Here is a 24491-nt window from a genome sequence, read left to right as displayed (position 1 = left end):
CCCATGACCCGTCTCCGGTGGGCGTCGACTGCCGCACTCACGGTGAGCGCCGCCCTGCTCACCGCATGCACCGGACCCTCCACCACCCCGCAGCCGACCTCAGCCTCGTCGACCTCCCACACGTCATCCGCGACGATCCGCCCGGTGTCCTCGACGACGCCGATTCCGCCGGTGTCGGCAGCTGCCCGACAGGTGGGATTCGTCGATGTGCGATCGGTGGTGCCGTCGACCGTCGTCGATCTGCGCTACGCGACGCCGCACAACTTCGTCGGGGTGCAGCTCTACCCGATGGGCGCACGGTGTCTCGTCCACGAGTCCCTGGCCGCCGGACTGCGCACCGCGGCGGCGGCGCTGCGCACATCGGGTGACACCCTGGTGTTCTGGGACTGCTATCGGCCGCACTCGGTGCAGCAGACCATGTTCGAGAAGGTGCCCGACCCGGCGTGGGTGGCCGCGCCGGGGCCGTACTCGCGCAGTCACGAGTCGGGTCGGTCGGTGGACGTCTCACTGGCGACACACCAACCCGGGTGCCCGGTCGATCGGCGTCGCGCCGACCTGTGCCTTCTCGACATGGGTACCGACTTCGACTCGTTCACCCCGCAGGCCACAGCCTTCGCGACGGCAGGGGTTTCGGTTGCCGCGCAACGCAACCGCGCGCGTCTACGTGAGGCGATGTCGGCGGGCGGGCTGTCGGTCTATTCCGGTGAGTGGTGGCACTTCGACGGTGCCGGTGCCGACGTCGCGCGGCCGATCATCGACGTCCCGGTGACCTGAGGCACTGGCCCAGAACACCATTCAGCTCCGGCGCAACACCGAGGTGATGACCAGGGTCCGCCCCTGGGATTGGGAGTAGTAGCTCGACCGGTAGGCCACGGTGCCGTCGGCGGAGGGCGTCACCTCGATCTGCGAGGTGACGCAGGTGCCCTGGGTGATCTGCTCGGTCAGGGTGACCGTCGATCCCCGCCGCGAGTTCTCCGTCCACGTACCCGCGCACCCGAGTTGCGGGTAGTGGACGGTCGCGGTGAGCGGTGCGGTATCGGATATCTGCGCGACGACGTCGAATCCGGTCTGATCCCCGGTCACACTGCCACGCCAGTTCCCGGCGAGCGAGGCTGCCACGGGCGGGGTCGTTTGTCCGGTGGTCGGCGATCCGGTGGTCGGTGCAGCGGTGGGCGCCGACGCCGCGGCCGGTGACGACCCTGTCGAGGTATCGGTGCCCCGCGTCGCGACCAGCACGACCGCGACGATGGCGCCCACGAGCATCAGTGCGAGTCCGGCGAGGAGCCACGGCAGCACGCCATGACGCCTGCGGACGGGCGGTGCCGGAACAGGCTGGATCGGCATCGCCGCAGACGGCACACCCATCGGCGGCGGCGCAGTCGGCACGCCCGTCGGTCGCGGTCCGCGCGGCGGCGGTGGTGGACGCAGACCGTCACCGCGTCCGGGTGTCTGGTGCGGACCGAGGATCGTGGCCGGGGCCGGCTGCCGATCACCGACGATCGTCGTCGGGCCCGGGTTGGCGTCCACCGCGCGTGCCGCTGCCGCCGCGAAGGCGCCTGCGGAGCCGTGACGCTCGTCAGGGCGCTTGGCCAGCGCTTGCGCGATCACGTCGTCGATCGCCTCGGGAAGGTCGGGGCGCAGCGCCGTGCATCGCGGCACGGGCGCGTAGGTGTGTGCGCTGATCAATCCGGCCGCGTCGGTCCGGTCGAACACCGCCCGGCCGGTGAGCAGTTCGTAGAGTGTGCAGCCCAGGGCGTACTCGTCGACGGCGGGGGTGAGCGCGGTGTCGGTGAACATCTCCGGCGCCGCGTAGGCGAGCGTGGCGATCACATTGCCGGTCGCGGTGAGCCCGGTGGATTCCGACATCAGCCGGGCGATCCCGAAATCGGCGATCAATGCGCGTCGCGCCACGGCGGGTCGGTCCCAGGCGGGGGTGACGAGGATGTTGGCCGGTTTGACGTCGCGATGCAGTGTGCCCTGTGCGTGGGCGTGGTCGAGACCTGCGGCCACCTGGGTGATGAGGTCGACGATCGGGGCGGCGGGCAGCGGTTCGGTCGCCTCGCGCAGGATCGCCGCCGCGTCGGTGCCCTCGACGTACTGCATCGCCATCCACATGGTGTCGCCGTCGATCCCGGCGTCCTGCACGGCAACGATGTTCGGGTGATCGAGGCGGGCCGCGAGATCGACCTCACGGCGAAAGCGTTCGCGGAACTCCAGATTGGCTCCCACACTCGACGACAACACCTTGAGGGCCTGCCGGCGCGGCAGTCGCGGATGCGCGACGAGGTAGACGGTACCCATGCCGCCGGAGCCCAGGTGGCCGATGATCGTGTACCCGCCGACCACATCGTTCTCACGCAGCGGCGCGCCGGCATCGTCCACGACCATCTCCTCATTGCTGGGTGCCCGTTCACCATGACAACCACATCCGGCCCATTCCAGCAGACTCCGGACAATTCGGCCGCATGACGGACAGACGGCGCAATCAGATGTTCATCTCACAACCCCCGTTAAATCCTGGACGCCTCCCCGAAGCGGCGGTACCCTGGGCGCGCTGTCACACACGAGACGACGAAGGGAGGTGGCGCAGATGATCTCGCAGACCGCATGGCGAGACGACAACGAATTCGGTTGTCGGCGTGGACTGTCGGACGACGGTCGCACGACGGCCCCGATGTATCGATTCCACCCCTGCGCCACCGGCCCCGGAAACCTCTGCGGCTGATCCGGAAACGGTGACGCTCCCAGCAGAGTTCGTCATCGTCTTTCAGGAGTAGCCATGACCATTTTTGTCACCAACGCCGGTTTGCAGATACTCGCGCGCGTCACCTGGCGCCGGGCCGCGGTCCTGTTGACCACCGGTGTCGCACGCAACGTCGAGGGCACCCCCCTGGTGCGCACCGTGCATTCGCCGAGCATCAGCCTGCCCATTCATCAGGTGGTCGCGATCAAGCGTGATGCCTACCGTCCGTATGCCGGAAAGACGATGGACTCCTACGCCTCTGGCGCCTCGATCCTGCGTCGCGATCAGTGGATCTGTGCGTACTGCGAGGGCCCGGCCGACACCGTCGACCACATCGTGCCCCAATCACGCGGTGGCGCATCGACGTTCGGGAATCAGGTCGCGGCATGCAAGTCGTGCAACGGCTTCAAGGCCGATCGCACGCCGCGAGAGGCCGGAATCGCCCTGCGGCATGCACCGTTCGTCTACGACCCGTGGGCGCAGGACCAAAAAGAAGTCTGGGAGTTGTTCACTCTCGGAAGACAACTCGAGTAACCGCCGGTAGGCGGGGAGAGGAGACCGCCGATGACCGCCCCGGAGTTGCGTCCCCTCTCCCTGCCACTGTCGATGCTGTTACGATCCACCCTCGACGTCGACTGGGCGGCAGCCGCCTGCGCGGCCGTCGGCGAGAATCCCGAGGACTGGTTCCCGTTTCCCACCGACGACTATTCCCATGCCGCGTCGGTGTGCGCGGCGTGCCCGATCCGCGAGGGCTGCGAGCAGTGGGGCCGACGCAACCGGATGAGCGGCGTGTGGGGTGGTGTCCGGTTGGAGAACGGCCGCGAGCGGCCGTGACGGTCCGGGATGTCGACGAAATCCGCTTCCCGTCGCCACCGGTGTGCGATTGTTGAATTCAGGTCGAATACCCCCAACCGGACACCAGGCCTGCCCGGGTCAGGAGTCACCATGTCACGCAACACCATTCGACTCACCGCCATCGCAGCAGCGACATCCGCCGCAGTAGCCGCCGGCCTGATCGGAGCGGGCGACGCGCACGCCGCACCCGCCATGCCCGGCGGCTACTACGCGGGGACGGTGACGAGCTTCCCGCCGGGCAACATCGTCTGGTACGGCAAGTCGTTCACCGGATCGTCGGTCATCAACAACACCGCGATCGGCTGGGCGTTCCCCGGCCGGGTGTATCCGGGGCGCTCGGTACTCGACAACGCCGAGGTCGTCGTCATCGACTACAGCGGCACCCCGGTCGGATTCGTCCGCGACGAGCTGACCCCCGACGGCCGCGGCGGATACTGGGGCCGATCGATCAACGGCCGCACCACCCTGCTGACCTTCCACCTCTCCCGCGGCTGAACCCGCGGGCCCGACTTCTTCGGCGACTTCGGCCGATTCGCTGCGCCCGCGCCCGTGCTCGTCACACGATGGGGAGCACGAGCATCACGAGGAGGTCACCGGTGACAACTACCGACGAGCCCACCACCAGCGGCGACGAGCCGATCACCGTCGACACCGACGTCGTCATCATCGGAGCGGGATTGTCGGGGATCGACGTAGCCTATCGCCTGCGCGAACGCAACCCCGACGTGCGCTACGTCATCCTGGAGCGCCGCCCACGGATCGGCGGCACCTGGGATCTGTTCCGGTATCCGGGTGTGCGCTCCGATAGTGACATCTTCTCGCTGAGCTATCCGTTCCAACCGTGGCGGCGACCGGAGGCACTCGCCGACGGCGGGCACATCCGCGACTACCTGGTGCACACCGCGCACGCGCACGGCATCGATACCCACATGCGGTTCGATCGCCGGGTCGAGGGCGCCGACTGGGATTCGAGCACCGACACCTGGACGGTCTCCGCCGAGCAGGGCGAGTCCCACCCGGCCGAGCGCTATCGTTGTCGTTTCGTCGCGCTGGCCACCGGGTACTACGACTACGACCACCCCTACACACCGCCGTTTCCCGGTCTCGACGACTTCACCGGACCGGTCGTCCACCCGCAGCTCTGGCCCGAGGATCTCGACTACGCCGGCAAGCGCATCGTCGTCATCGGCAGCGGCGCGACCGCGGTCAGCCTCATCCCGGCGCTGGCCCGCACCGCCGCACACGTGACGATGTTGCAGCGTTCGCCGTCCTACATCTACTCCTCGCCGCAGAAGCAGGTCTTCGCGCCGCTGGTGCGGAAAGTATTGCCGCGCAATGCGGCCCATCGTGTCGTCCGGTCGCGATACGCGCTGCAGACCGCCGCGCTGGTGCACGCCACCCATCGATTTCCCGCGCTGGGGCGCAAACTCATCCGCTCCGGCGTCGTCAAGAACCTGCCGGCGGACTATCCCGTCGACGTCCACTTCAATCCCACCTACGATCCGTGGGATCAGCGGATGTGTATGGTCCCCGACGCCGACCTGTTCCAGGCGATCGCGTCGGGGTCGGTGGAGATGGTCACCGACCACATCGAGCGTCTCGACGCCACCGGTGTCACCCTGACCTCCGGGCGTCATCTCGACGCCGACATCGTCGTCACCGCGACCGGCCTGCAATTACAGGCCTTCGGCGGGATCACCCTGCGCATCGACGGCGCCGAGGTGAAGCCCCATGACCGGTTCCTGTTCAAGAGTCGCTTCCTCGAGGACGTACCGAATCTCGCGTGGTCGCTGGGCTACACGAATGCGTCGTGGACGTTGCGCGCCGACATGACCGCCCAGTCGATTGCCGAACTCGTCGCCTACATGCGCGAGCACGGCTACACCCACGCCTACCCGCATCTGGGCGAGCGGTCGATGCCGTCGAAGTCCATCTGGGATCTGCAGGCCGGTTACGTGCTGCGTTCGCCGGAGGCCTACCCCAAGTCGGGGACGCGCGGGGCGTGGGAGGTCCGGCACAACTATTACCGTGACCTGCTCGATCACCATCGCGACAAGGTCGACGACGGGCTGGTGTTCGGCCGCGCGCCGGTCACCGCCGATCACGCCTGACGCCCGGGAACACCCGTTCACCGGAGGGGGTGACGGGGACCACATCCGACTTGTACACTGACGGCATTGACACAAAGATCTCAGTTTGTGTCTAGATGACCCGGCGGAGCGCTCCGCCGACGATGTGGGAGGTCAGACGATGCCGACGGTGGCGAAGCGATTCCAGAAGGCGCTGGCAACGGCCACGTCCGTGTACCCACGACCCACCAAGGTGCTGGCCGAGCCGCCGGCCGGCTCCGGCCTGAAGCCGGTGTTGGGCGACGCGGGTCTGCCGTTCTTCGGCAACACCTTCGAGGCACTCGCCGATCCCCTCGGCAGCGCGATGGAACGGTTCGAGAAGTACGGGCCGGTGTCGTGGTCGGGGTCGCTCAACATGGACATGGTCACCCTCGTCGGCCCCGAGGCGATCGAATGCGCGTGGATGAACCGCGAGAAAGCATTCTCCAGCGAGGAGGGCTGGGAGCCGCTCATCGGGCCGTTCTTCCGGCGCGGGGTCATGCTGCTGGACTTCGGTGAGCACATGCATCACCGCCGGATCATGCAGCAGGCGTTCGCCAAGCCACGACTGACCCGCTACCTCGATCTCATGACCCCCCACATCGAGAAGACCCTCGCGAATTGGGATGTGGGACGCGGCTTCCCGATGTACACCCAGACCAAGGAACTGTTGCTGTCACTGGCGTCGGAGGTGTTCGTCGGCTCAACCCTGGCCGCCGACGAGAATCAACGCCTCGAGCAGGCCTTCGAAGCCGCGGTCCGCGGTGGGCAGGCGCTCATCCGGTCCGACGTCGGAAACTTCACCTGGGCGCGCGGCCTGCGCGGGCGTGAGTTGCTGCAGGAGTACTTCCGCTCCGAGATCCCCGCCCGGCGCGCAGGCAACGGCGACGACCTGTTCTCGGTGCTGTGCCACAGCGAGGACGACGAGGGCAACACCTTCTCCGACGAGGACGTCGTGAACCACATGATCTTCGTCATGATGGCCGCCCACGACACCTCGACCATCGCGCTGTCGATGATGACGCACTACCTGGGCCGCAATCCGGAATGGCAGCAACGACTTCGGGACGAATCGCTGGCCCTGGGCAAGGACACCCTCGACTACGACGACCAGGACGCGCTGCCCAGCATGGATCTCGCGTTCAAGGAGACCTTGCGCATCAACGCCCCGGTCGGCATGTTGTTCCGAAAAGCCATCGCCGACACCGACATCCTCGGCCACTTCGTGCCGGCGGGCACCATCATCGCGATCCACCCGTGGGCGACGATGCTGCGCGAGGAATGGTGGCCCGAGCCCACCAAGTGGGATCCCGGACGGTTCTCCCCGGAACGCCGCGAAGACAAGGTGCACCGCTTCGCCTGGTCCCCCTTCGGCGGCGGCGCACACAAGTGCATCGGCCTGTATTTCGGTGGGATGGAAGTGAAGTCGATCCTGCACCAGATGCTGCTGCGCTTCGAGTGGACCGTTCCCGCCGACTACCGTCTCGATCTCGAATACGGCACCGGCCCCACCCCCGCCGACGGCCTGCCCATCGACATCCGCAGGCGGTAGACCCGGCGCGCGCCGATCCGTATGACATGACACCCGGAATCCGGCGGAATTGTCATACCGATCGGCCGCATCGCCAATCCGGCGACTCCGCCACCGGCTTCCGGCATCATCGGCGTAGGCGCGTTCACCGACGCGCCATCGCCGACCACGGAGTCTCCATGACCGACCCGATCAGTACAGCACCGACGATCCCGACGCTCATGGACGACGCCGTCGCCCGCACCCCCGACGCCCCGTTCCTCGTCACGCCCGAGGGCACGTGGTCGTACGCGCAGGTCCGCGACACCGCCGACCAACTGGCCCGCGCGTTGCAGACCATCGGCGTCGGCCCGGGCGACCGGGTGGCGCTCGCGGCTCCGAACTGCGCGGAGTGGATCATCACGCTGATCGGCGCCACCCGGGTCGGCGCGACCGTGGTGGCGCTCAACGTCCTCTACCGCGAGGCCGAACTCGACTACATGCTCAACGAGTCCGGGGCGACGGTGCTCATCTGCGCCGCCGAACACCACGGCTTCGATTTCGTCTCCTTCCTCGACGATTTCCGCAAACGCCTGCCCGGGGTGAACCACTACGTCTTCCTGCACGGTGCGGGTTTCTCGACCAGCCGCACCTGGCAGCACCTCATCGATTCCGCACCCGACGTCGACGGCGAGTGGGAGCCGGTTCCGATCCTCACGCCCGCGGTGCTGCTCTACACCTCGGGTACCACCGGAGCACCCAAGGGCGCCATGCTCACCCACGCGAGCCTGCTCGCCTCGGCGCGTGCGCAGGCCGCTCACCTCGAGCAACGTCCCGACGACGCCGTAATCGCGCACATGCCGTTCAATCACGTCGGCGGCCTGACGTGCACCGTCCTCGCGGCGATGACGGTCGGCGCACGACTCATCCTGGTGCCCGGCTTCCATCCGCAGCAGTCGCTGGCCGCGATCGTCGCGCACGGCGCCACCATGTGTGTGGGTGTGCCGACGATGTTCGCGTTGATGGAGGCCGAACCGACCTTCGCCGACGCCGACCTCTCGCGGGTCCGGACCTGTGTGATCGGCGGATCGAATGTCGATCCCGCGCTCGGGCGACGCGTCATCGACGCCTTCCCCGGTGCGCGCCTGGCCAATCTGTACGGACTGTCGGAAACCTCGGGTGGCTGCATCATCTCCGCCGAGGGCGATGACCTCGACACGCTCGTCGAGACCCTCGGCGTTGCCATCGGCGACTTCCGGGCGCGTGTCGTCGACGCCGACGACAACGAGGTCGAGACCGGCGCCGACGGGGAACTCCAGATCGCCGGTGACTGTGTGGCGGCCGGCTACTGGCAACGCCCGGATGCGACGACCGACGCCTTCGGAACCGACGGCTGGCTGCGCACCGGCGACATGGCGACCGCGCGCCCCGACGGGCACATCGTGCTGCGGGGACGCCGCAAGGAGATGTACGCGGCGGCTACAACGTGTATCCCGCGGAGGTCGAGAACGTGCTGACGTCGCATCCGCATGTGGTGCTGGCCGCGGTCATCGGGGTGCCCGACGAGACCTACGGCGAGGTGGGCGTGGCGTTCGTGGTGCTCGACGACGTCATCGACGTGGCCGAGTTGCGTGCACTGTGTGCCGAGCAACTCGCGCGCTACAAGCAGCCCGAGGAGATCGTCGTCGTCGATTCCCTGCCGCTCACGCCGTCGGGCAAGATCAAGAAAGCCGACATCAAGAAGAGTCATTTGTCGTCAGCCGGGTGACATTCACCGCTTGTCGTCAACAATGTCGGGACGATGTAATCTTTCGCGCATTCCTTGACACCAGATCGCGACATTTGCTGCGGTGACAGGAATACCTTTCACCGCGTAGTGTCCTGTGGGTCCACAATTTCACGGGGATTACGAATGGATCTTCAGTGCTACGTTTGCGTGCCCGAATTGTCCTGTTCGCCTCCATCTTCGCCGTCCTCGCCGGGCTGATCACCGCGGCCCCAGCCCACGCGGCCCCAGCCAGATTTCAGGCCGACGCCGAGGGCACGACCGTATTGACTTGTCAGCCATTAGATTTCAATGCGGGCAATCTGTTCGACCTGATGAACACCACGTTGAGCGGGTTCGCACCGTCGCACGGCACGCCGGTGACGGTGCCCTCGAACGCCGATTTGACGATGGCCGGATTGAATGCCGGGCGCGACGCATTGAACACCGCAATCATGAATACTCCCGGTAGGAAGATCGTTTTCGGCTACTCGCGCGGTGCGCAGATCGCCTCGGAATGGCTCCGGTACTACGCGAGCAAACCGGCTCTTCAGGATTGACGGTGCGTGAAACAGGTTCTATCGACCACAAGATGTAGGTCGGATTTGCGGGTGTGAGCCGCGTGATGTGGGCGGGTCCTGTGGTGTGAAGATGAAAGCTCCTACACACTCATCCGAACACTCACAGGACCCATGACGCAGCGTAGCGCTATTGCCGACACGATTTGCCGCACCATCGAGTTGGGGGTGACGATCACCGATGCCGCCGTCGACGGCCAGGACCGTACCCACCTGTTCTGCCAGCTCCTGGACCCGAAGAACATGTGCCCGTCCTGCGGGCAGGCCGGGCAGTTGCGTGATCATGTCGACCGTGAGGTCGCCGATCTGCCGATCGTCGGGCATCCGACCCGGCTGCACCTGACGGTGCCCCGATACACGTGCGGCAACGACGCCTGCGCGACGTCGGTGTTCCGGGCCGACCTGGGCGCGATCGTGGCCCCGCGTGCGCAGGTCACCCGCCGTACCACCACCTGGATCATGCGGTCGATGATCTGCGACAAGATGTCGGTCACCGCGGCGGCGGCCGCGGTGGGGTTGAGCTGGAACACCGTCAACACCCTGGCGTGTGAGGCGGCGAAGACGCTGGCCGCCGCACCCGCACGCCTGGCCGGCGTCCGCGTATTAGGCGTGGATGAACACAAGTGGAAACATGTTCGCGGCCAGGGTGATCCGAGTTTCGTGACGGTACTGGTCGACCTGACCCCAATCGTGGACGGTACCGGTCCGGCCCGGTTGTTGGATATGGTCGCCGGGCGCTCCAAAGCCGCGTTGAAGGACTGGCTCGACGCGCGTGATCCGGCGTTCCGCGACCGTATCCGGGTGGTCACGATGGACGGGTTCACCGGCTACCGCACCGCCACCGCCGAATCCCTCGACAAGGCACGGGCAGTGATGGACCCCTTCCACGTCGTACACCTCGCCGCAGAGAAACTCACCCTGTGTCGTCAACGCGTGCAACAGGATACGTGCGGACATCGAGGCCGCAGCGGGGATCCGCTCTACGGCATCCGCCGCACCCTGCTGACCCGGATCGGGCTGCTCACCGATAACCAGAAAACCCGCCTACGCACGGGCCTGGACGCCCGGGAGGAGCACGTGGCGGTGGCCATCACCTACGCGATCTATCAGGATCTGATCGACGCTTACGACCAGTCCAACAAGCGGGACGGGAAGATCGCGATGTACAAGCTGCTCAAACGTATCCATACCGGCCTACCCGCCGGCCTCGCCGAGGTAGCGCAACTCGGACGGTCGTTGTGGGCCCGACGTGCCGAGATCCTCGCCTACTTCGACACCGGCGCCTCCAACGGCCCCGTCGAAGCCATCAACGGGCGCCTCGAGCACCTCCGGGGTATCGCACTCGGGTTCCGCAACCTCAAGCACTACATCTTGCGGTCACTCATCCACTCCGGCCAACTCGCAGAAAGCCTGAATGCACTCTGAATTAGGAAGAGCCAGCAAACCGGACGCCCCTGACGCCGATGATCTTTCCTTCGTACTGATCGGGAATCCGCAACGACGCCTCGGCGGCGCACCAGGGAAAACGCTCGACGGCGTGCAGCTGCTGCCCACCCCCGAGACCACGCAATACACCGTCACCGACCTCAGCCGCCGCTGGGACGGCTGGGCCAACACCGACAACTGGCCCGATGGCCCCAGCTTCAGCGCCTCGAACTACCTGAACACGGTCGGCCGGTGGATCGTTCACTCCAACTACACCCAGCAATCGGTCACCGATCCCGCCAACATGACCCGCGCCGTCGTCGGCCACACCACCTATGTGGTGACGCCCTGACGCCGCGGTGACCGACTCATGAGTCCGCGTCCTTGCTCGGGAGCTTCCATCCGAATGTCGCCGTCGGCGGCGCGTTCCGCGCGTAGAGGCGAGCCGGTCGCCCCCCGGCCACCCTCGTCACCGGCTCTCCCGCGCCGTCGACCTGCGGCGCGAGAAGCGGCTGCACCCGCCGGTTGAACGAATCCCGCATCAGCCGTCGGCCGAGGATGGCCTCGTGCAGTTCCCGCAGCTCGGTGAGGGTGTAGGGCGTCGGTAGCAGGTTGTCGGGATCCGGACGGTCCTCATAGCGTTCGCGAAGACTGTCGGTGGCGGCTGCAATGATCTGGTCATGGTCGTAGAGCAGTGGCTCGGCTGACTCCAACGCACCGGTAGGAGTGACCGGGACCAGCTCACCGACCACGCTCGTCAGCTGCGCGGCAGGCAGCGCGACGGCATGTGCGATCGAGATCGTCCACCCGCGGGGATCGCGATCAGGATCGTCGAACACCCGCAGCAGATGCGGGTGGACGCGGTCGGGCGAGAGCCCCAATTTGAGTTCGAGCACCTCGCGCACGGTGTCGGCGACGCTGCGCCGCTCGCGGATGAATCGTCCGGGCAGCATCGCGGTACCGGCGTCATCGCGCTGGATGACCACGTTCAGGTGTGCGTCGACGACGCTGAGTACGGCGATGTCGACGGCGACGCTGGGTCGCGGATAGTCGGTCAGACGACTGCTTCTCCCGGCGGCCACCACCAAAGACTATGCGAATGTCTGCGCAAAGTAGTAATCTCACAATCGCGCAAAGTCGCCTCGGTCCGATGCCGGCGCCTGACCTTCTTTCCGGTGGTCGAGGTGCGAAAGGCGCGCTAGCGCCTGAGCCTCGAGACCCCCTGCACCGCTGCTGTTTCCCGCCCCAATCCCCCTACCACCCACCCACCCCCGAAACCGGAGGAGCCACCCATGCCCCACCCCGACCGCGCTTACGGCGCCCTGCTCGGGACCGCCGTCGGCGATGCCCTCGGCGTTCCCTACGAGTTCTCCCGACGCCTCACCGCCGACGAGACACCGGAGATGACCGGCGGCGGTCTGGGCGGTTATGAACCCGGCGAGTGGAGCGACGACACCACCATGGCCGTCGCGATCGCGCTGGCCGTCGCCGACGGCCACGACCTCACCTCGGCCACCGGACTCGACGCCGTGGCACGCGGATTCCTGCGCTGGTACCGGGATTTCGACGGGAGCCCACCGGATATCGGCAATCAGACCCGAGCAGTACTCGCTGCCACCGACCGCCGACTCCGCACCGACCCGGACGCGCACGTCGGCGCGATCATGCGAGAGGAATCGCTGGTCTTCGCCGCCGATCACCCCCGCTCGGCGGGCAACGGCGCCTTGATGCGCACCGCGCCGGTGGTTCTCGCGCATCCCGACGACCGCGACGCCCTCGCCCGGGCTGCCCGTGCGGTCGCGGGTCTCACCCACTCCGACGCCCTCGCCGGGGACTCGTGCGTCCTGTGGTGCGAGGCGATCCGTGTCGCCATCACCGAGGAGCGCATCGACGTCGGCGCCGGCCTCGACCTGATCCCTGCGACCCGTCGCGACCAGTGGTCGTCGTGGATCGATGAGGCCACAACCAAGTCGCCAAGCCTGTTTGCGCCCAACGGTTTCACTGTCACCGCACTTCAAGCGGCCACCGCCGCCGTCATGCAGACCACCGCCGACGATCCGACGACACACCTCACCGAGGCGTTGTATGCGGCGATCCGGATCGGCGATGACACCGATACCGTCGCGGCCATCACCGGCGGACTCCTCGGCGCCCGGTGGGGTGCGAGCGCCATTCCCGAACACTACCGAGGTGCCGTGCACGGATGGCCGTTCGTCGACTCCCGTCCCACCGACGCCGACGACTTGCAACGTCTGTCGACCGAAGCCATCACGAGGTAAACCTCAGCCGCACAGCCTATCCCGGCCCCGACACCCGGCCGGGCGCCCAGTCCAGGAAAGCCTGCAGGGGTCGTGAAACCGCGCGCCCACGGGGCCAGGCGATCACCACGGCGACCGGCTCGGGTGCGGGATCCAGTTCGCGGACGATCAGTTTTCGTCCTTCGTGGCTGGTGTCGGAGGCAGGCCGGTTCACCAGCACGCTGTAGCCGAGCCCACGGCCGACGAGGGAGCGGGCGAGTTCGTAGTTGCCGGTGACGTATTCGACGCGCGGGCTCACCCCGGCGGCGGCCATCAGCGCCGAGGTGTTCTGCCAGGCGGGCGCCACGTCGAACTGGATGAACGGGTCGTCGGCAAACTCGCGCAACGACACCCGCTCGGCGTCGGCGAGGCGGTGATCTGCCGGCAGCAGGACGTGGGCGCGAACCTGATAGAGCGCACGGGTGTGCGGCAGCCCGGTGATGTCGCGGTCGTAGAGAATCGCCGCGTCGACCCGGCCGTCATCCAGCGCGGCGAGCAACTCGTCGCCCGACCCCTCGGTGAAGTCCACCTCGACCCGCGGGTGCGCCCGCCCGAAGCCGTCGAGGATCGCCGGCAGCAACGACGCCGACAACGTCGAGTAGATGCCGAGCATGAAGTGGCCGCGGATCTGACCGTCGGAGACCGGCGCGAGATCACGGGCGGCCGCCAGCAGCGCGCGGGCCTGCGGCAGGAGTGCTCGACCGGCGGTGGTCAAGGTGACCCCATGTGCGCGCCGACGAATCAGTAACGCCTCACCGAGGTGTTTCTCCAGCTCGGTGACCGCGGTGTTCACCGCCGACGGCGACGAATGCAACGCACCCGCGGCGTGCGCGATGGTGGCGTGGTCGGCGACAGCGACGAAACACTCCAGTTGACGCAGGGTGAAGTCCGGCATTCATCGATTCTGTCGTGTTTTCAGCACGAAATTCACCGCTTTACGCGTGTTTGATTGCCTGGTGCACTCAGAGGTGACCGCGACCACAGCACCGACCCTCATCCAGCCAGGATCACCCCATCCCACCGAGGAGTCCCCGATGACCACCACCTCACCTGCACACCCGGCAGTCACCGCCGACTGGGTCACCCTCGACGATCTGCACCGCGACCCTTTCCCGATCTATGCACGACTGCGCCGCGAGACCCCGGTTGCCTACGTGCCCGCGGCCGGTCGGTTCTTCGTGACCCGCTATCACGACGTGCACACCGTCGACCACAATCCCGACACCTTCAGCGCCGACGAGACGAACTCACTGATGAAGCGGGCGATGGGACATTCGATGCTGCGCAAGGACGATCCCGCGCATGCCGTCCAGCGCGCCTCCTACGGCGGAGTACTCAAACCCCGCGCAATCACACAGGTCTGGAGCGCTCGCTTCGCCGAGAACTTCGAGCGTTTCTTCGCCGAGTTCACCGCCAAGGGCCCGGGCACCGACCTCGTCACCGATTTCGCCGCCCCCTACGCCGCCGAAAACCTGCGCGTCGTCCTGGGTTTCGAGAACGCCACCCACGAGGACATGCTGCGGTGGAGTCAGACCATGATCAACGGCACCGGCAACTACGCCGACGACCCGCAGGTGTGGGAGGCCGCGCGCCGCTCTTACGACGAGGTCGATCAGGCGCTCGACGAGATGCTCACCCGGGTGCGCACCACCCCTGACGACTCGCTGATCTCCCACATCGCGGCCTTCGGAGATGACGAGGTCACCCTCGCCGATACCCGTGCCAATCTCAAGATGTCGATCGGCGGCGGCATCAACGAACCCCGTGACGCGTTGGCCACCACGGTGTGGGCACTTCTCGAACGGCCGGATCAGCTCACCGCGGTCCACGAAAAGGGCTGTTGGAAAGACGCTTTCGAGGAGAGCGTCCGGTGGGTGGCGCCGATCGGGATGTATCCCCGGCAGACCACGCGTGCGGTCGAGCTCGGCGGCACGCTGTTGCCGGCCGGCGCGAAGCTCGGTGTGGTCGCGTTGAGCGCCAATCGTGACGAGGAGGTCTTCGAGCGCGCCGACGACTACGACGTGTTCCGCCCCAAGGTGCCGCACCTCGGCTTCGGGGGCGGTACGCACTTCTGTGCGGGCGCATGGGTGGCCCGTTCCCAGGTCGCCGACATCGCCCTCCCCGCCCTCTTCGATCGCCTGCCCGGGCTGCGACTCGACCCGGAGCAACCCGCCCGCATCGAGGGGTGGGTGTTCCGCGGCATGACCGCCCTACCGGTGCGCTGGTAGCCGAAAACCACTACCGCACAAGAAAGAAGGATCACGATGCCACAGATCACGTATCGCCATCCCGACGGCACCGTCGACCACGTGGAGGTCGACACCGGCATCTCCGTGATGCGCGCGGCCCTGGAGAACGGTGTCGCCGGCATCGTCGGCGAATGCGGCGGCCAGGCGATGTGTGCGACCTGCCACGTCTACGTCGACGACGCCGCGGCGTTGCCGCCGATCGGCGACGACGAGGAGGAGATGCTCGACTGCACCGCCACCGACCGCACCGACGCCTCGCGGCTCGGCTGCCAACTCCGCAGCGGTGAGCACTTCTCCGCTCTGGCCGTCCGCGTCCCCGAAGCGCAGGTGTGACGATGGATTCGGTGGTGATCGTCGGCGCCGGGCATGCCGGCGTCGAGGCCTCGGATGCGTTGCGCCGCAATGGTTACGACGGTGATGTGACGCTGGTGGACCGTGCCGGCCATCTCCCCTACCAGCGTCCACCACTGTCCAAGGATTACGTCACCTCGGCCGCAAGCCCGTCACCACTGCCGTTGCGACCCTCGACGTTCTACGACGACAACGGCATCGACCTGCGCCTCGGTGTCGGTGTCGGCGGGATCGATCGCGATCGGCACACGGTGAGGCTCGCCGACGGCGCCGTACTGTCCTTCGACCATCTCGTCCTCGCCACCGGCGCCCAACCACGCCGATTGAGCTGCCCCGGAGACGATCTCGACGGCGTTCACCATCTGCACACCGTCGACGACGCCGCCCGCCTCCATGCAGCCCTCACCGAGGCGAGCAGGGTGGTCGTCGTCGGCGCCGGCTTCATCGGACTCGAATTCGCCTCGGCGGCCATCGATCGCGGCGTTGCGGTGACCGTCCTCGACGTCGCCGACCGTCCGATGGCCCGGGTGCTCAGCGCCTCGAGCTCAGAACTCTTCGCCGACCTCCACGAAAGCCGCGGTGTGCAATTGTGTTTCGGTGCTGGAGTGCAGCGCATCGACGGTTCCGGCGGCCATGTGACAGCGGTCGTGGACGACTCGGGAACCCGCCATCCCGCCGACCTCGTGGTCGTCGGCATCGGCGCCGTCCCCGACACCCGTCTCGCCCGCGATTCCGGGCTCACCGTCGACAACGGTGTCATCGTCGACGAGTACCTGCGCACCGATGACCCGCACATCTTCGCCGTCGGCGATGCGGCGTCGTTCCCCGGTCACCACACCGCCGGACGAGTGCGACTTGAAGCCGTCCTGAACGCCACCGATCAGGCGCGCTGCGTCGCCGCGACGATCTGCGGTGCGCCACTGCCCTATTCCGCGGTGCCGTGGTTCTGGACGGTGCAATGCGGGCGCAAGTTGCAGATCGCCGGCCTGCCCAGTCCTGCCGAGGAGATCGTGCGACTCGGCGATCCGCCCGCGGGCAAGGGCAGCATCCTCGGCTTCGTTGACAACTCCCTGGCATGGGTCGAGAGCGTCGGCGCACCCGCCGATCACCTCGCCGCCCGCACGCTACTCACCCACCGACCGGCCCCGCTGACGCCGGAACAGGCCCACGAACCGAGCTTCTCCCTCAAGGCTCACGCCAAGTCGGTACGCGCTCAGCTCGACGCATCCGAGCCATTGGTTACGTTGTGACAGAACGGTTCTCCGCACCGCCGGCACCCAACGAGTTGCCCGATAACGCTGTTCGGAAAGCACTTCGCCGACTACGCTGGAGGAGTTGACCGAAGGAGTCCCAGTGACGAGCGCACCACCCGCCGGCCGCACTGCCGGCACCGCCCAGCCGCCGGTCGCGTTCGCCACCGAGTCGGCGCTGGCGTGGCAGCGGGTGGTGTCGCGGTCGTTCGTGCCGTTGATGGTCGACGACCTCTCCGACGGTCATTTCGCGGGCACCATCCGCGGCCGCGTCATCGACGAGGTCTTCTTCTCGCGGCTCGCCGTCACCCCGCACGAGGTCCATCGCACGCCGGCCCTCATCGAGGCGTCGGAGCGGCTGTTCTACAAGATCACGCTGATGATCGACGGTGCCGGGGAGCTGGTGCAGGACGGGCGCACGGCGTTGATGTCGCCGGGCAGTATCAGCGTCTACGACACCGCACGCCCCTATGACCTGCGGTTTGCCGGTGATATTGACGCCGTGGTCATCATGTTCCCGCGGGATCTGATCGACCCGAGTCCCGATCACGTTCGCGCGATCACCGCGATCTCGTTGGGCCGGGAGGAGTCACTGACGCGATTGGTGGCGCCGCTACTGACCGAGATCTCGACGGATTTCGCCTCGGTCGAGGGTCCCGCCGCGGCGCGGGTGGTGCGCACGACGATCGACCTGATCTCGGCGTTGCTGAGCACCGCGGCACTCGCACGAGCCGTCGAGAGCGGCTCGCCCGGGCACCTGCCCCTGATGCTGCGGATTCGCGAGTACATCGGCGAAAACCTGCGCAACAGTGACCTCAATCCGGACGCGATCGCGCGGGCGGTGTACATTTCGACCCGTCATCTGCACGAGGTGTTCCACGAGCAGGGCACGACGGTCTCGGCGTGGATTCGTGAGCAGCGTATCGAGGCCATTCGCCGCGACCTGGCCGATCCGATGCATGCCCATCGCGCGATTGCCGACGTCGCCGCGTCGTGGGGTTACCCTGACGCCTCCCACTTCTCGCGGACATTCCGCAAGCAGGTCGGCATGTCGCCCAGCGCATTTCGCCGGTCCGCCGGTTAGGCGGCGGTCTCCACAGACGCAACGGGCTCGTTCGGACTCCGATGTCGGTCACACCGACTCCGATTTCGTGGCACAGTGGATTCTACTCGACAACACCACTGTCGAATTGCCCGGAATTCTCGGAAAGGACTGCTGTATGAGCAACAAGAACGAACGCGAAGAAGAGATCGAGCACGAGGAGAAGGCGAAGCAGGAGGAGCGCGACCGTCTCGAGCGCGAAGAAGAACGTCGGCTCAGCTGAGAGTCGGCCGCACTCCCCCACCTGCGACCACGGTCAGGTGGTGGCAACCGGGTAGTCGATCACAACGGCGCCACGGGTGGTGTAGTTGGCCACATCTGCTTGCACCGCTTGGCCAACAGTTGATGCCAAGGCCGCGCCCACTGAGTCGCCATCGGGGAAGTCTGCCTCGAAGATCGCAAAGTACGGGCTCTCGGGTACGGCGTGCACCGACAAGCTGTAGCGCCAGGCGAGCATCCCGGGCAGAGACGCCGCGAGCGGCAGATGGGTGTTCTCGTAATACTCGCGGAAGTGGTTGGGATCGTCTGGAGTCGGGTACAGCACAACGAGTTTGTGCATCAGGCGACCTTCCCGCTCGCCGTTGCCGCCCCGAGTGAGGCGTGCCGGGCGATCGCGGCGTCCACACGCTCCGGGGTGGCCACCATGTCACCGTTGCGGTGGGGGTGGCTGAAGTTCTCGGTGAATTCGTCACAGAGCGTGCGCATCTGGGACATCGCACCCAACAGCTTCTGCAGATGCGGTGGCGTCGGGGTGGCGATCATGGTGTTGACCCAGGCGCTGAGTCCGTCGACGCGTTCGCGTCGGCGCAGGGCGACCTTCTTCGCGAACCGTTCGTCGACGATCTCGTCCTCGATGATCGCGTCGGCAACGACCTGCGCTTCGAAGGATGCCGAGTTCGCGCCCTGGCCGGTGACCGGGTCGACGGTGGAGTGGGCGTCGCCGAGCGCGAGGACGACGGTGCCGTCGTCGAGGAGCCGGTAGTCGTCGCGGATCACCGGCCGCACCGCGCCCTGCAGGATGTCGCCGGGCCGCATGAGCCTGAAGCGGGACTGATCGATGCGCTCGTAGACCGTCGGGTGATGCACCTTGAGTTTGTCGAGCAGCAGCTGCCGGTAGGCATCGGGGTCGTCGGATTCCTTCTGCGTCATCAGGATCTCGAGATCGCCGCCGGGCACGTTCTCGCAGAGCAGCGCGCTGGCCCAGCCGTCGAAGGTGGTGATCGGCAGGTCGAGGAGTTCGCCGTGGCCGGGCGAGATGCTCATGGTCACCGCGCGCGGGTCGGTCTGCTCGACGCCGTCCCAGAATCCGACCGCGAGGTGACGCTGCGGCTTCGCGTACGGCGAGACGTCGGGTCGTTCGCCGAAGTACTCGCCGAACGACCGCTTGCCGGCGGCCACCACGACCAGATCATGCTCCCGGCCCAGCGCCGCGAAGTCCGACGGCTCGATGTTGCGGATCTCGATGGTGCCGCCGCGATTCTCGTACTCGGCCATCAACCTGGGCAGATAGATGCGGTAGTCGAGGACTCGGGAGGGTCGCAGAAAGTCGCCGCGGAAGACCGGTGGGCCGTCGGGCACGTTGAGGTGGTGGTAGTGCACCTGGTAGCCGTACTCCTCGGCGGGCCAGAAGTTGACGCCCATCGCCGCCTCGCGGGCGATGGTCGGCGCGTGGTGCGAGACGCTGTTCTGCGGTCGGCCCGCGGCCACCTGCTCGGCGGTCTGGTTGGTGTAGATACGCGTGGTGACACCGGCCTGCTGCAGGAGCAGGGCGAGGTGTAATCCGGCGGTACCTGCGCCGATGATTCCGATGTCGGGCGTGTCTGGCATGTGACTCTCCTTGGTGACGCGTGCGCCGTGGGGCGCTCGACGACGATGTCGGTGGAGCCATGGTGCGCCGCCGGCGGGGGCTGTGACACCCACCTCAGGGCGTCTCGCTCTGTGACACACAACTCCCGCGCGCATCGTCAAGTCGGCGATGTCGGCGTCGCCGGCGCTCTGGACCCGGGGTGCACGAGACTGTGCATTCCGCGCGCGACGCGCTCAACAGCACGTGTGCCCATTGCCGCGGTGTCCGAGGCGGCCCTAACGTCTGCGGTCATCGCCCACCGGACCTTGTAGGAGACTCGCGATGACCCTCACCGACGCACCACCCACCCCTCATCTGCGCGGCGGATTCGGCCGCTTCGCCACCGGCGTCGCCGTGGTGACCTTCGACGGCACCGACGCCGACGGAACCACCAAACGCCATGGGCTGACCGTCAATTCGTTCACCTCGGTGTCCATGGACCCGCCGTTGGTGTTGGTCTCCATCCAGCGCAACGTCCGCGCACACGCCCTGTTGACCGGAAACCCGTTCACTGTCAACGTCCTCGGCGCCGAACAACGCGACCTCGCCATGCACTTCGCCGGCCGGCCCAACCAGGAACCCCGCTGGATCGAGGGCAGTCACGCGCCCCGCCTGGCCGACACCGCCTCCTGGTTCACCTGCACCCCCTGGGCCGAATACGACGGCGGCGACCACACGCTGTTCGTCGGCCGCGTCGAGGACTTCGGCTACCGCACCGGCGACTGCCTGGGCTTCCTCGACGGTGGGTTCGTCACCGTCCGGCCGTGACGCCCTTGGGCGGCCGAGGTTCTCCTCCCGACGACCTCCGGCACCCCTGCCGATGGCCTCCGGCGCCCCGCTCCTCCTCCCGATGGTCGAGGTGCGAGGGCCCCAGGCGCCGAGCCTCGAGACCCCGCACGACGACAACGCACTCACCCCCGCAGGATCGACGTCATCTTCTTCCCACGCGCCACCTCGTCGACGAGCTTGTCCATGTACCGGATCTTCTGCATCAGCGGGTCGTCGATCTCCTCGACGCGGTACCCGCAGATCTTGCCGGTGATCAACGACGTATTCGGATTCATCTGCGGCGCCTCGGCGAAGAAGGCCTCCAGATCCACCTCGACGTCGACGGCTTTGCGCAGCCCGTCGGCGTCGTAACCGGTGAGCCAGCAGATGACCTGATCGACCTCGGCCTGGGTGTGCCCTTTCCGCTCGACCTTCTGCACGTAGAGCGGATAGATGCTGGCGAACGGCATCCGGAGGAGTCTGTCGGCAGGCATGCTGTGGTCCTTCGCGGGTGGGCGGTTTGTCTGATCCGAACCTACTCTTCCACGTCCACTCCGTGACGAACCGCGAAGCCACTGAGGTCATCGTCATAGCCTTGTCCGAGCATCCTCAACCGCCACTGGGTCTTTCGTCGGTAAATCTCGGCGATGATCATCGACCGTTCAGTTGTCGCGGCGTCCAGCACCGCGGAGGCAACGGTGGCGGCCGGGGTATCGACACTGACCGACAGAGCACCCAGCTCTCCGAATGTCATCTCTTCGATCGCGGCGCCGATGGTGACGCGCTCGACCTCGGCGGGCACGGACTGCAGGTCGACATGGACACCTTGCTCACAGTCGCCGTCGATGGACAGAGTCAATGCGCCATCGGGACTCGTCGGTTGATTGAAGAACACGAACTCATCATCGGACAACACTCTCTCGTCGTCACCGAGTTCAAAGGCGACGACGTCGACCTCAGGCGACTTGGCTCGCGCAACCGTCCATGCCACGTTCACGGTGAACGTCATGAGACCGGCGGGGAGGTCGATCACCGCGCCAGGAGGCATCATTGCGGGCGTCCACTCCTGTTGTGATGAGTCGGCGTCGTCGCGCTTCTCAGCCGGATCGGCGCCGATCCCTAGCGCAGCGTCGATGTGGTGCATCTCAAGGATCGTCAACGATCGGTCACGAACTCTGGGCATCCGTGGATCCCCAGCGCCGCCGTCGAGCAGCAGTACGTCGGTCACCCCCGCGGTCAGATTGATTGCCGGTGCCGCACCCAATTGAACGATCCGCGAACGCATCACGGTCGCCTCGACATGACTACCGCCCATCACCAGCACCCGGCGGCCGGCCCATGGGCCCCGGACAGGAGTCGCTGGCGCCGGCTCGACCGACGGAGCATCGATGATCGTCACGACCTCGATCGACTCCGGTGCCGATTTGAGCACTCCAGCAACGATATCCGAGCAAAGACGCAACACCGTACTCTCGTCGACCACAGTGATACCCAGCTCAGCCGCACGCTGGAGCTTTCGCGAGTCCGGCGCATCCTGGTTGGCCACGACCAGGCCGGTCCTGCCACTGATACTGTTCATCACGTCGAGCCCGGCGTCCGACAGGCGCCGACCCAACTCCGTACGCGGCAATCGGGTTGGACCAGTGATCACGACCTTGGTGCCCTGAATCAAACCCACCGTCGACCTATAGCGTCCCGGATCACGCCATGGGCAGGGCACGCGCGTCACTTTGTCGGGATATGCACGAGACGCGCCCGCACAGCCAACGATCGGAAGACCGAGCCCCAACGAATTCGCAAGGTCAACGCAGTGGCGAAAGACTTCCGCCAGTGTCTTCACGTCGTCGCGCGCATCGTGGGCGCTTGCCTGTGGGATACCCCAGTACGCCGCGAGCGTCCCCAACTTCACGTTGGGTACGTTCAACTGCAATCGCCGCGCAAGCGTGACAGTGCACAAGCGATGACTGATCGGCAACGTCGCACCGAATCGGCGTGCCTCTTCGACGAGGAATCCGTGGTCAAAAGAGGCATTGTGCGCGACGAGCGTTCGCCCGGTGAGCATGCGATCCAGATATGGCAGGGTTGCGTCGAACGATGGAGCGCCGCGTAGGCGCTCGCGAGTCAGGTGATGAATGTGCACCGGACCGGGATCACAGTCCGCGTCAATGAGAGTCGCGTACTCTTCCTGCACTCTCCCGGACGAGTCCAACGTCATCGCCGCCAGACTGAGGACACGGTCGCGGCGCGCACTCGTCCCGGAGGTTTCGACATCGACCAGAACCCACTCACCCATCTCGCCTCCGCATTGCCATGCCCTGTTTAACGGGCTGTCTACGCGCCGATTCTCCCGCAGTGGGCCGACACTACAGCGGAGATCACGTGTCGTTTGTTCAGGGGGATTCTCGAGATATCGCCGGCAACAGCCGCATGGCAACGAGAATCAACCGACTCTACGAGAACTCCTCACGTACTGCTCCGCACGATCAGCTCCGGTTCCAGCAGCACCGACTCCGGCTCCTCACCGGCAAGCACTTGCATCAGCAAACCCACGGCGCGCCTGCCCATCTCGTGCATCGGGGAGCGGATCGTCGTCAGCGGCAACGCCCCGGCCGAAGCCAGTGGGGTATCGTTGTAGCCCACGAGCGCGACGTCGTCGGGGACGCGTAACCCCGCGTCACGCAGCGCGCCGAGCGCACCCAGTGCGGCAAAGTCGTTGGTGGCGAACAGCGCATCCGGCACCTCGCCTCGCTCGAGGATCTGTTCGACCGCTCGTCGGCCACCGGCAGGGTCGAATCCCGAATAGATGACGGCCGACTCGGGAACCTCGATGCCGTTGTCGGACAGCGCTTCCACCGCACCACGCGTGCGGTCTCTGGCCGTCGAGGTGAACTCCAGGCCCGCCACGACGCAGACCTTCTTACGGCCGGTGTCGGCGAGGTGTTGTCCCACCAGCCGGCCGCCGAGTACGTCGTCGACCGTCGCCGACGGATAGGAGCCCGCGCTCCTCGATACGAGAGTGAACTTGATGCCTTGTGCGTCAACCTCATCGAGGAACTCGTGATCGAGGTGGGCATCACCGAAGATCAGTCCGTCGACCCGACGGTCGATCATCGCCTTGGTACGTGCGCGCTGCGCCTCGAGCCGGTCCAGCGAGTTGGTCACGAACGTCGACAGACCCGCTTCGCCTGCGGCCTCCTCGATCCCCTCATAGATGGTTGCCAGGACGTAGTCCTGGAGACGCGGCACCAACACCCCGATGAGCCCCGAGCGCCGCGTACGCAGGCTCGACGCCTGCGGATTGGGTGAGTAGCCGTTCTCCGTGGCGAAGGTGCGAATCCGTCCAACCGTGTCTGCCGAGGCCCAGCGCAACGCATCGTCACCGGGGGTGTTCAGCACTCGTGAAACCGTCGATGGGCTGACGCCGAGCTCGGTGGCGATCATCCGCAAAGTCAGGGGTCCACGCACCCGCCCCATGGTGCCTCCTCCCTCGACGTCGGTGCCCCACGTTACAAGAGCCGTTACACAAACGTTTGGCGCAATTTACACAAACGATTGCCACAAACGTTTGTGTTGTGGTTTGCTGATCGGCATGACCCAGTTCACACCCAGCGCGCCACCGTCTCCGACGTGCGCCGATACGGCGA

Annotated in this window: 25 protein-coding genes; 17 read left to right on the top strand and 8 right to left on the bottom strand. The window is 66.6% G+C overall.

Annotation, left to right across the window (positions count from 1 at the left end; all coding sequences use genetic code 11):
- Positions 1 to 3: 3 nt before the first annotated feature.
- Positions 4 to 774: a M15 family metallopeptidase gene (locus tag J6U32_RS03410; RefSeq protein ID WP_208793549.1), complete on the top strand. Its 771-nt coding sequence runs from the start codon at positions 4 to 6 to the stop codon at positions 772 to 774.
- Between the two features lie 21 nt (positions 775 to 795).
- Here J6U32_RS03410 and J6U32_RS03405 read toward each other — a convergent pair whose 3' ends face one another.
- Complete coding sequence (locus J6U32_RS03405; RefSeq protein WP_208793548.1) at positions 796 to 2388, bottom strand: serine/threonine-protein kinase; 1593 nt, start codon at positions 2386 to 2388, stop codon at positions 796 to 798.
- 391 nt (positions 2389 to 2779) lie between these two features.
- Between J6U32_RS03405 and J6U32_RS03400 the strand changes: the two genes are divergently transcribed.
- The 10 genes from J6U32_RS03400 (at position 2780) to J6U32_RS03360 (ending at position 11336) form a co-directional block, all read left to right on the top strand.
- Entirely contained in the window at positions 2780 to 3277 is a 498-nt protein-coding gene (locus J6U32_RS03400) for an HNH endonuclease (protein WP_208793547.1), read from the top strand.
- 30 nt (positions 3278 to 3307) lie between these two features.
- Complete coding sequence (locus J6U32_RS03395; protein ID WP_208793546.1) at positions 3308 to 3577, top strand: WhiB family transcriptional regulator; 270 nt, start codon at positions 3308 to 3310, stop codon at positions 3575 to 3577.
- Between the two features lie 111 nt (positions 3578 to 3688).
- Positions 3689 to 4093 carry a hypothetical protein gene (locus J6U32_RS03390; protein WP_208793545.1) on the top strand — a complete coding sequence of 135 codons (405 nt, stop codon included), beginning with the start codon at positions 3689 to 3691 and terminating at the stop codon, positions 4091 to 4093.
- A gap of 101 nt (positions 4094 to 4194) precedes the next feature.
- Positions 4195 to 5709, top strand: coding sequence for a flavin-containing monooxygenase (locus tag J6U32_RS03385; RefSeq protein WP_208793544.1), 1515 nt, complete (start codon positions 4195 to 4197; stop codon positions 5707 to 5709).
- 139 nt (positions 5710 to 5848) lie between these two features.
- The gene (locus J6U32_RS03380; RefSeq protein ID WP_208793543.1) at positions 5849 to 7258 is read left to right on the top strand and encodes a cytochrome P450; all 1410 of its coding nucleotides are present in this window, start codon (positions 5849 to 5851) and stop codon (positions 7256 to 7258) included.
- Between the two features lie 158 nt (positions 7259 to 7416).
- On the top strand, positions 7417 to 8733 hold the full coding sequence (locus J6U32_RS03375; RefSeq protein WP_244332555.1) for a class I adenylate-forming enzyme family protein: 1317 nt from the start codon (positions 7417 to 7419) through the stop codon (positions 8731 to 8733).
- Positions 8727 to 8984: an AMP-binding enzyme gene (locus J6U32_RS27205; protein WP_244332553.1), complete on the top strand. Its 258-nt coding sequence runs from the start codon at positions 8727 to 8729 to the stop codon at positions 8982 to 8984. Before J6U32_RS03375 ends, J6U32_RS27205 begins: the two co-directional genes overlap by 7 nt.
- Positions 8985 to 9139: 155 nt before the next feature.
- Entirely contained in the window at positions 9140 to 9541 is a 402-nt protein-coding gene (locus tag J6U32_RS03370; RefSeq protein WP_244332551.1) for a hypothetical protein, read from the top strand.
- Between the two features lie 132 nt (positions 9542 to 9673).
- Positions 9674 to 10984 (top strand): ISL3 family transposase, encoded by a 1311-nt coding sequence (locus J6U32_RS03365; protein WP_208791341.1) that lies wholly within the window; start codon positions 9674 to 9676, stop codon positions 10982 to 10984.
- Positions 10974 to 11336, top strand: a complete 363-nt coding sequence (locus tag J6U32_RS03360) for a PE-PPE domain-containing protein (RefSeq protein WP_244332550.1) — start codon at positions 10974 to 10976, stop codon at positions 11334 to 11336. The genes J6U32_RS03365 and J6U32_RS03360 overlap by 11 nt, the downstream gene beginning before the upstream one ends.
- Before the next feature lie 16 nt (positions 11337 to 11352).
- Here the strand turns inward: J6U32_RS03360 and J6U32_RS03355 are convergent, their stop codons facing one another.
- Positions 11353 to 12066 (bottom strand): NUDIX hydrolase, encoded by a 714-nt coding sequence (locus tag J6U32_RS03355; RefSeq protein WP_208793542.1) that lies wholly within the window; start codon positions 12064 to 12066, stop codon positions 11353 to 11355.
- A gap of 210 nt (positions 12067 to 12276) precedes the next feature.
- Between J6U32_RS03355 and J6U32_RS03350 the strand changes: the two genes are divergently transcribed.
- Complete coding sequence (locus tag J6U32_RS03350) at positions 12277 to 13263, top strand: ADP-ribosylglycohydrolase family protein (protein WP_208793541.1); 987 nt, start codon at positions 12277 to 12279, stop codon at positions 13261 to 13263.
- A gap of 16 nt (positions 13264 to 13279) precedes the next feature.
- Here the strand turns inward: J6U32_RS03350 and J6U32_RS03345 are convergent, their stop codons facing one another.
- The gene (locus tag J6U32_RS03345; protein WP_208793540.1) at positions 13280 to 14176 is read right to left on the bottom strand and encodes a LysR family transcriptional regulator; all 897 of its coding nucleotides are present in this window, start codon (positions 14174 to 14176) and stop codon (positions 13280 to 13282) included.
- Between the two features lie 139 nt (positions 14177 to 14315).
- Between J6U32_RS03345 and J6U32_RS03340 the strand changes: the two genes are divergently transcribed.
- The 4 genes from J6U32_RS03340 to J6U32_RS03325 all read left to right on the top strand — a co-directional run bounded on the left by J6U32_RS03340 (position 14316) and on the right by J6U32_RS03325 (position 18215).
- Positions 14316 to 15509, top strand: a complete 1194-nt coding sequence (locus J6U32_RS03340) for a cytochrome P450 (RefSeq protein ID WP_208793539.1) — start codon at positions 14316 to 14318, stop codon at positions 15507 to 15509.
- 36 nt (positions 15510 to 15545) lie between these two features.
- A complete protein-coding gene (locus J6U32_RS03335) occupies positions 15546 to 15863 on the top strand; it encodes a 2Fe-2S iron-sulfur cluster-binding protein (protein ID WP_014358334.1) in 318 nt (105 codons plus the stop codon).
- Positions 15864 to 15865: 2 nt separating this feature from the next.
- The gene (locus J6U32_RS03330) at positions 15866 to 17131 is read left to right on the top strand and encodes an NAD(P)/FAD-dependent oxidoreductase (protein WP_244332549.1); all 1266 of its coding nucleotides are present in this window, start codon (positions 15866 to 15868) and stop codon (positions 17129 to 17131) included.
- Positions 17132 to 17234: 103 nt separating this feature from the next.
- Complete coding sequence (locus J6U32_RS03325) at positions 17235 to 18215, top strand: helix-turn-helix domain-containing protein (protein ID WP_208793537.1); 981 nt, start codon at positions 17235 to 17237, stop codon at positions 18213 to 18215.
- 274 nt (positions 18216 to 18489) lie between these two features.
- On the opposite strand, the gene J6U32_RS03320 is transcribed toward J6U32_RS03325, so the two are convergent.
- Positions 18490 to 18792 (bottom strand): EthD family reductase, encoded by a 303-nt coding sequence (locus J6U32_RS03320; RefSeq protein WP_208793536.1) that lies wholly within the window; start codon positions 18790 to 18792, stop codon positions 18490 to 18492.
- Complete coding sequence (locus tag J6U32_RS03315; protein ID WP_006369021.1) at positions 18792 to 20060, bottom strand: styrene monooxygenase/indole monooxygenase family protein; 1269 nt, start codon at positions 20058 to 20060, stop codon at positions 18792 to 18794. The genes J6U32_RS03320 and J6U32_RS03315 overlap by 1 nt, the downstream gene beginning before the upstream one ends.
- A 301-nt stretch (positions 20061 to 20361) precedes the next feature.
- On the opposite strand from J6U32_RS03315, the gene J6U32_RS03310 reads away from it, so the two are divergent.
- On the top strand, positions 20362 to 20847 hold the full coding sequence (locus J6U32_RS03310) for a flavin reductase family protein (protein WP_208793535.1): 486 nt from the start codon (positions 20362 to 20364) through the stop codon (positions 20845 to 20847).
- A gap of 143 nt (positions 20848 to 20990) precedes the next feature.
- On the opposite strand, the gene J6U32_RS03305 is transcribed toward J6U32_RS03310, so the two are convergent.
- The 3 genes from J6U32_RS03305 to J6U32_RS03295 form a co-directional block, all read right to left on the bottom strand.
- On the bottom strand, positions 20991 to 21341 hold the full coding sequence (locus tag J6U32_RS03305; protein ID WP_208793534.1) for a DUF2200 domain-containing protein: 351 nt from the start codon (positions 21339 to 21341) through the stop codon (positions 20991 to 20993).
- A gap of 41 nt (positions 21342 to 21382) precedes the next feature.
- A complete protein-coding gene (locus J6U32_RS03300) occupies positions 21383 to 23140 on the bottom strand; it encodes a TerD family protein (RefSeq protein WP_208793533.1) in 1758 nt (585 codons plus the stop codon).
- A gap of 170 nt (positions 23141 to 23310) precedes the next feature.
- Positions 23311 to 24321 carry a LacI family DNA-binding transcriptional regulator gene (locus J6U32_RS03295; RefSeq protein ID WP_208793532.1) on the bottom strand — a complete coding sequence of 337 codons (1011 nt, stop codon included), beginning with the start codon at positions 24319 to 24321 and terminating at the stop codon, positions 23311 to 23313.
- Between the last annotated feature and the right edge of the window lie 170 nt (positions 24322 to 24491).

Source organism: Gordonia polyisoprenivorans, from assembly GCF_017654315.1.
Taxonomy (GTDB): Bacteria; Actinomycetota; Actinomycetes; order Mycobacteriales; family Mycobacteriaceae; genus Gordonia; species Gordonia polyisoprenivorans_A.
Note: the sequence above shows the minus strand (reverse complement) of the source record. Positions and strands in the feature narration are given on the sequence as shown.

Bases quoted from the DNA above. Each gene is read 5' to 3' on its own strand.
- J6U32_RS03410 (WP_208793549.1), top strand. From the start codon at position 4: ATGACCCGTCTCCGGTGGGCGTCGACTGCCGCACTCACGGTGAGCGCC.
- J6U32_RS03405 (WP_208793548.1), bottom strand. From the start codon at position 2,388: ATGGTCGTGGACGATGCCGGCGCGCCGCTGCGTGAGAACGATGTGGTC.
- J6U32_RS03400 (WP_208793547.1), top strand. From the start codon at position 2,780: ATGACCATTTTTGTCACCAACGCCGGTTTGCAGATACTCGCGCGCGTC.
- J6U32_RS03395 (WP_208793546.1), top strand. From the start codon at position 3,308: ATGACCGCCCCGGAGTTGCGTCCCCTCTCCCTGCCACTGTCGATGCTG.
- J6U32_RS03390 (WP_208793545.1), top strand. From the start codon at position 3,689: ATGTCACGCAACACCATTCGACTCACCGCCATCGCAGCAGCGACATCC.
- J6U32_RS03380 (WP_208793543.1), top strand. From the start codon at position 5,849: ATGCCGACGGTGGCGAAGCGATTCCAGAAGGCGCTGGCAACGGCCACG.
- J6U32_RS03375 (WP_244332555.1), top strand. From the start codon at position 7,417: ATGACCGACCCGATCAGTACAGCACCGACGATCCCGACGCTCATGGAC.
- J6U32_RS03365 (WP_208791341.1), top strand. From the start codon at position 9,674: ATGACGCAGCGTAGCGCTATTGCCGACACGATTTGCCGCACCATCGAG.
- J6U32_RS03360 (WP_244332550.1), top strand. From the start codon at position 10,974: ATGCACTCTGAATTAGGAAGAGCCAGCAAACCGGACGCCCCTGACGCC.
- J6U32_RS03350 (WP_208793541.1), top strand. From the start codon at position 12,277: ATGCCCCACCCCGACCGCGCTTACGGCGCCCTGCTCGGGACCGCCGTC.
- J6U32_RS03345 (WP_208793540.1), bottom strand. From the start codon at position 14,176: ATGCCGGACTTCACCCTGCGTCAACTGGAGTGTTTCGTCGCTGTCGCC.
- J6U32_RS03340 (WP_208793539.1), top strand. From the start codon at position 14,316: ATGACCACCACCTCACCTGCACACCCGGCAGTCACCGCCGACTGGGTC.
- J6U32_RS03335 (WP_014358334.1), top strand. From the start codon at position 15,546: ATGCCACAGATCACGTATCGCCATCCCGACGGCACCGTCGACCACGTG.
- J6U32_RS03330 (WP_244332549.1), top strand. From the start codon at position 15,866: ATGGATTCGGTGGTGATCGTCGGCGCCGGGCATGCCGGCGTCGAGGCC.
- J6U32_RS03320 (WP_208793536.1), bottom strand. From the start codon at position 18,792: ATGCACAAACTCGTTGTGCTGTACCCGACTCCAGACGATCCCAACCAC.
- J6U32_RS03315 (WP_006369021.1), bottom strand. From the start codon at position 20,060: ATGCCAGACACGCCCGACATCGGAATCATCGGCGCAGGTACCGCCGGA.
- J6U32_RS03310 (WP_208793535.1), top strand. From the start codon at position 20,362: ATGACCCTCACCGACGCACCACCCACCCCTCATCTGCGCGGCGGATTC.
- J6U32_RS03305 (WP_208793534.1), bottom strand. From the start codon at position 21,341: ATGCCTGCCGACAGACTCCTCCGGATGCCGTTCGCCAGCATCTATCCG.
- J6U32_RS03300 (WP_208793533.1), bottom strand. From the start codon at position 23,140: ATGGGTGAGTGGGTTCTGGTCGATGTCGAAACCTCCGGGACGAGTGCG.
- J6U32_RS03295 (WP_208793532.1), bottom strand. From the start codon at position 24,321: ATGGGGCGGGTGCGTGGACCCCTGACTTTGCGGATGATCGCCACCGAG.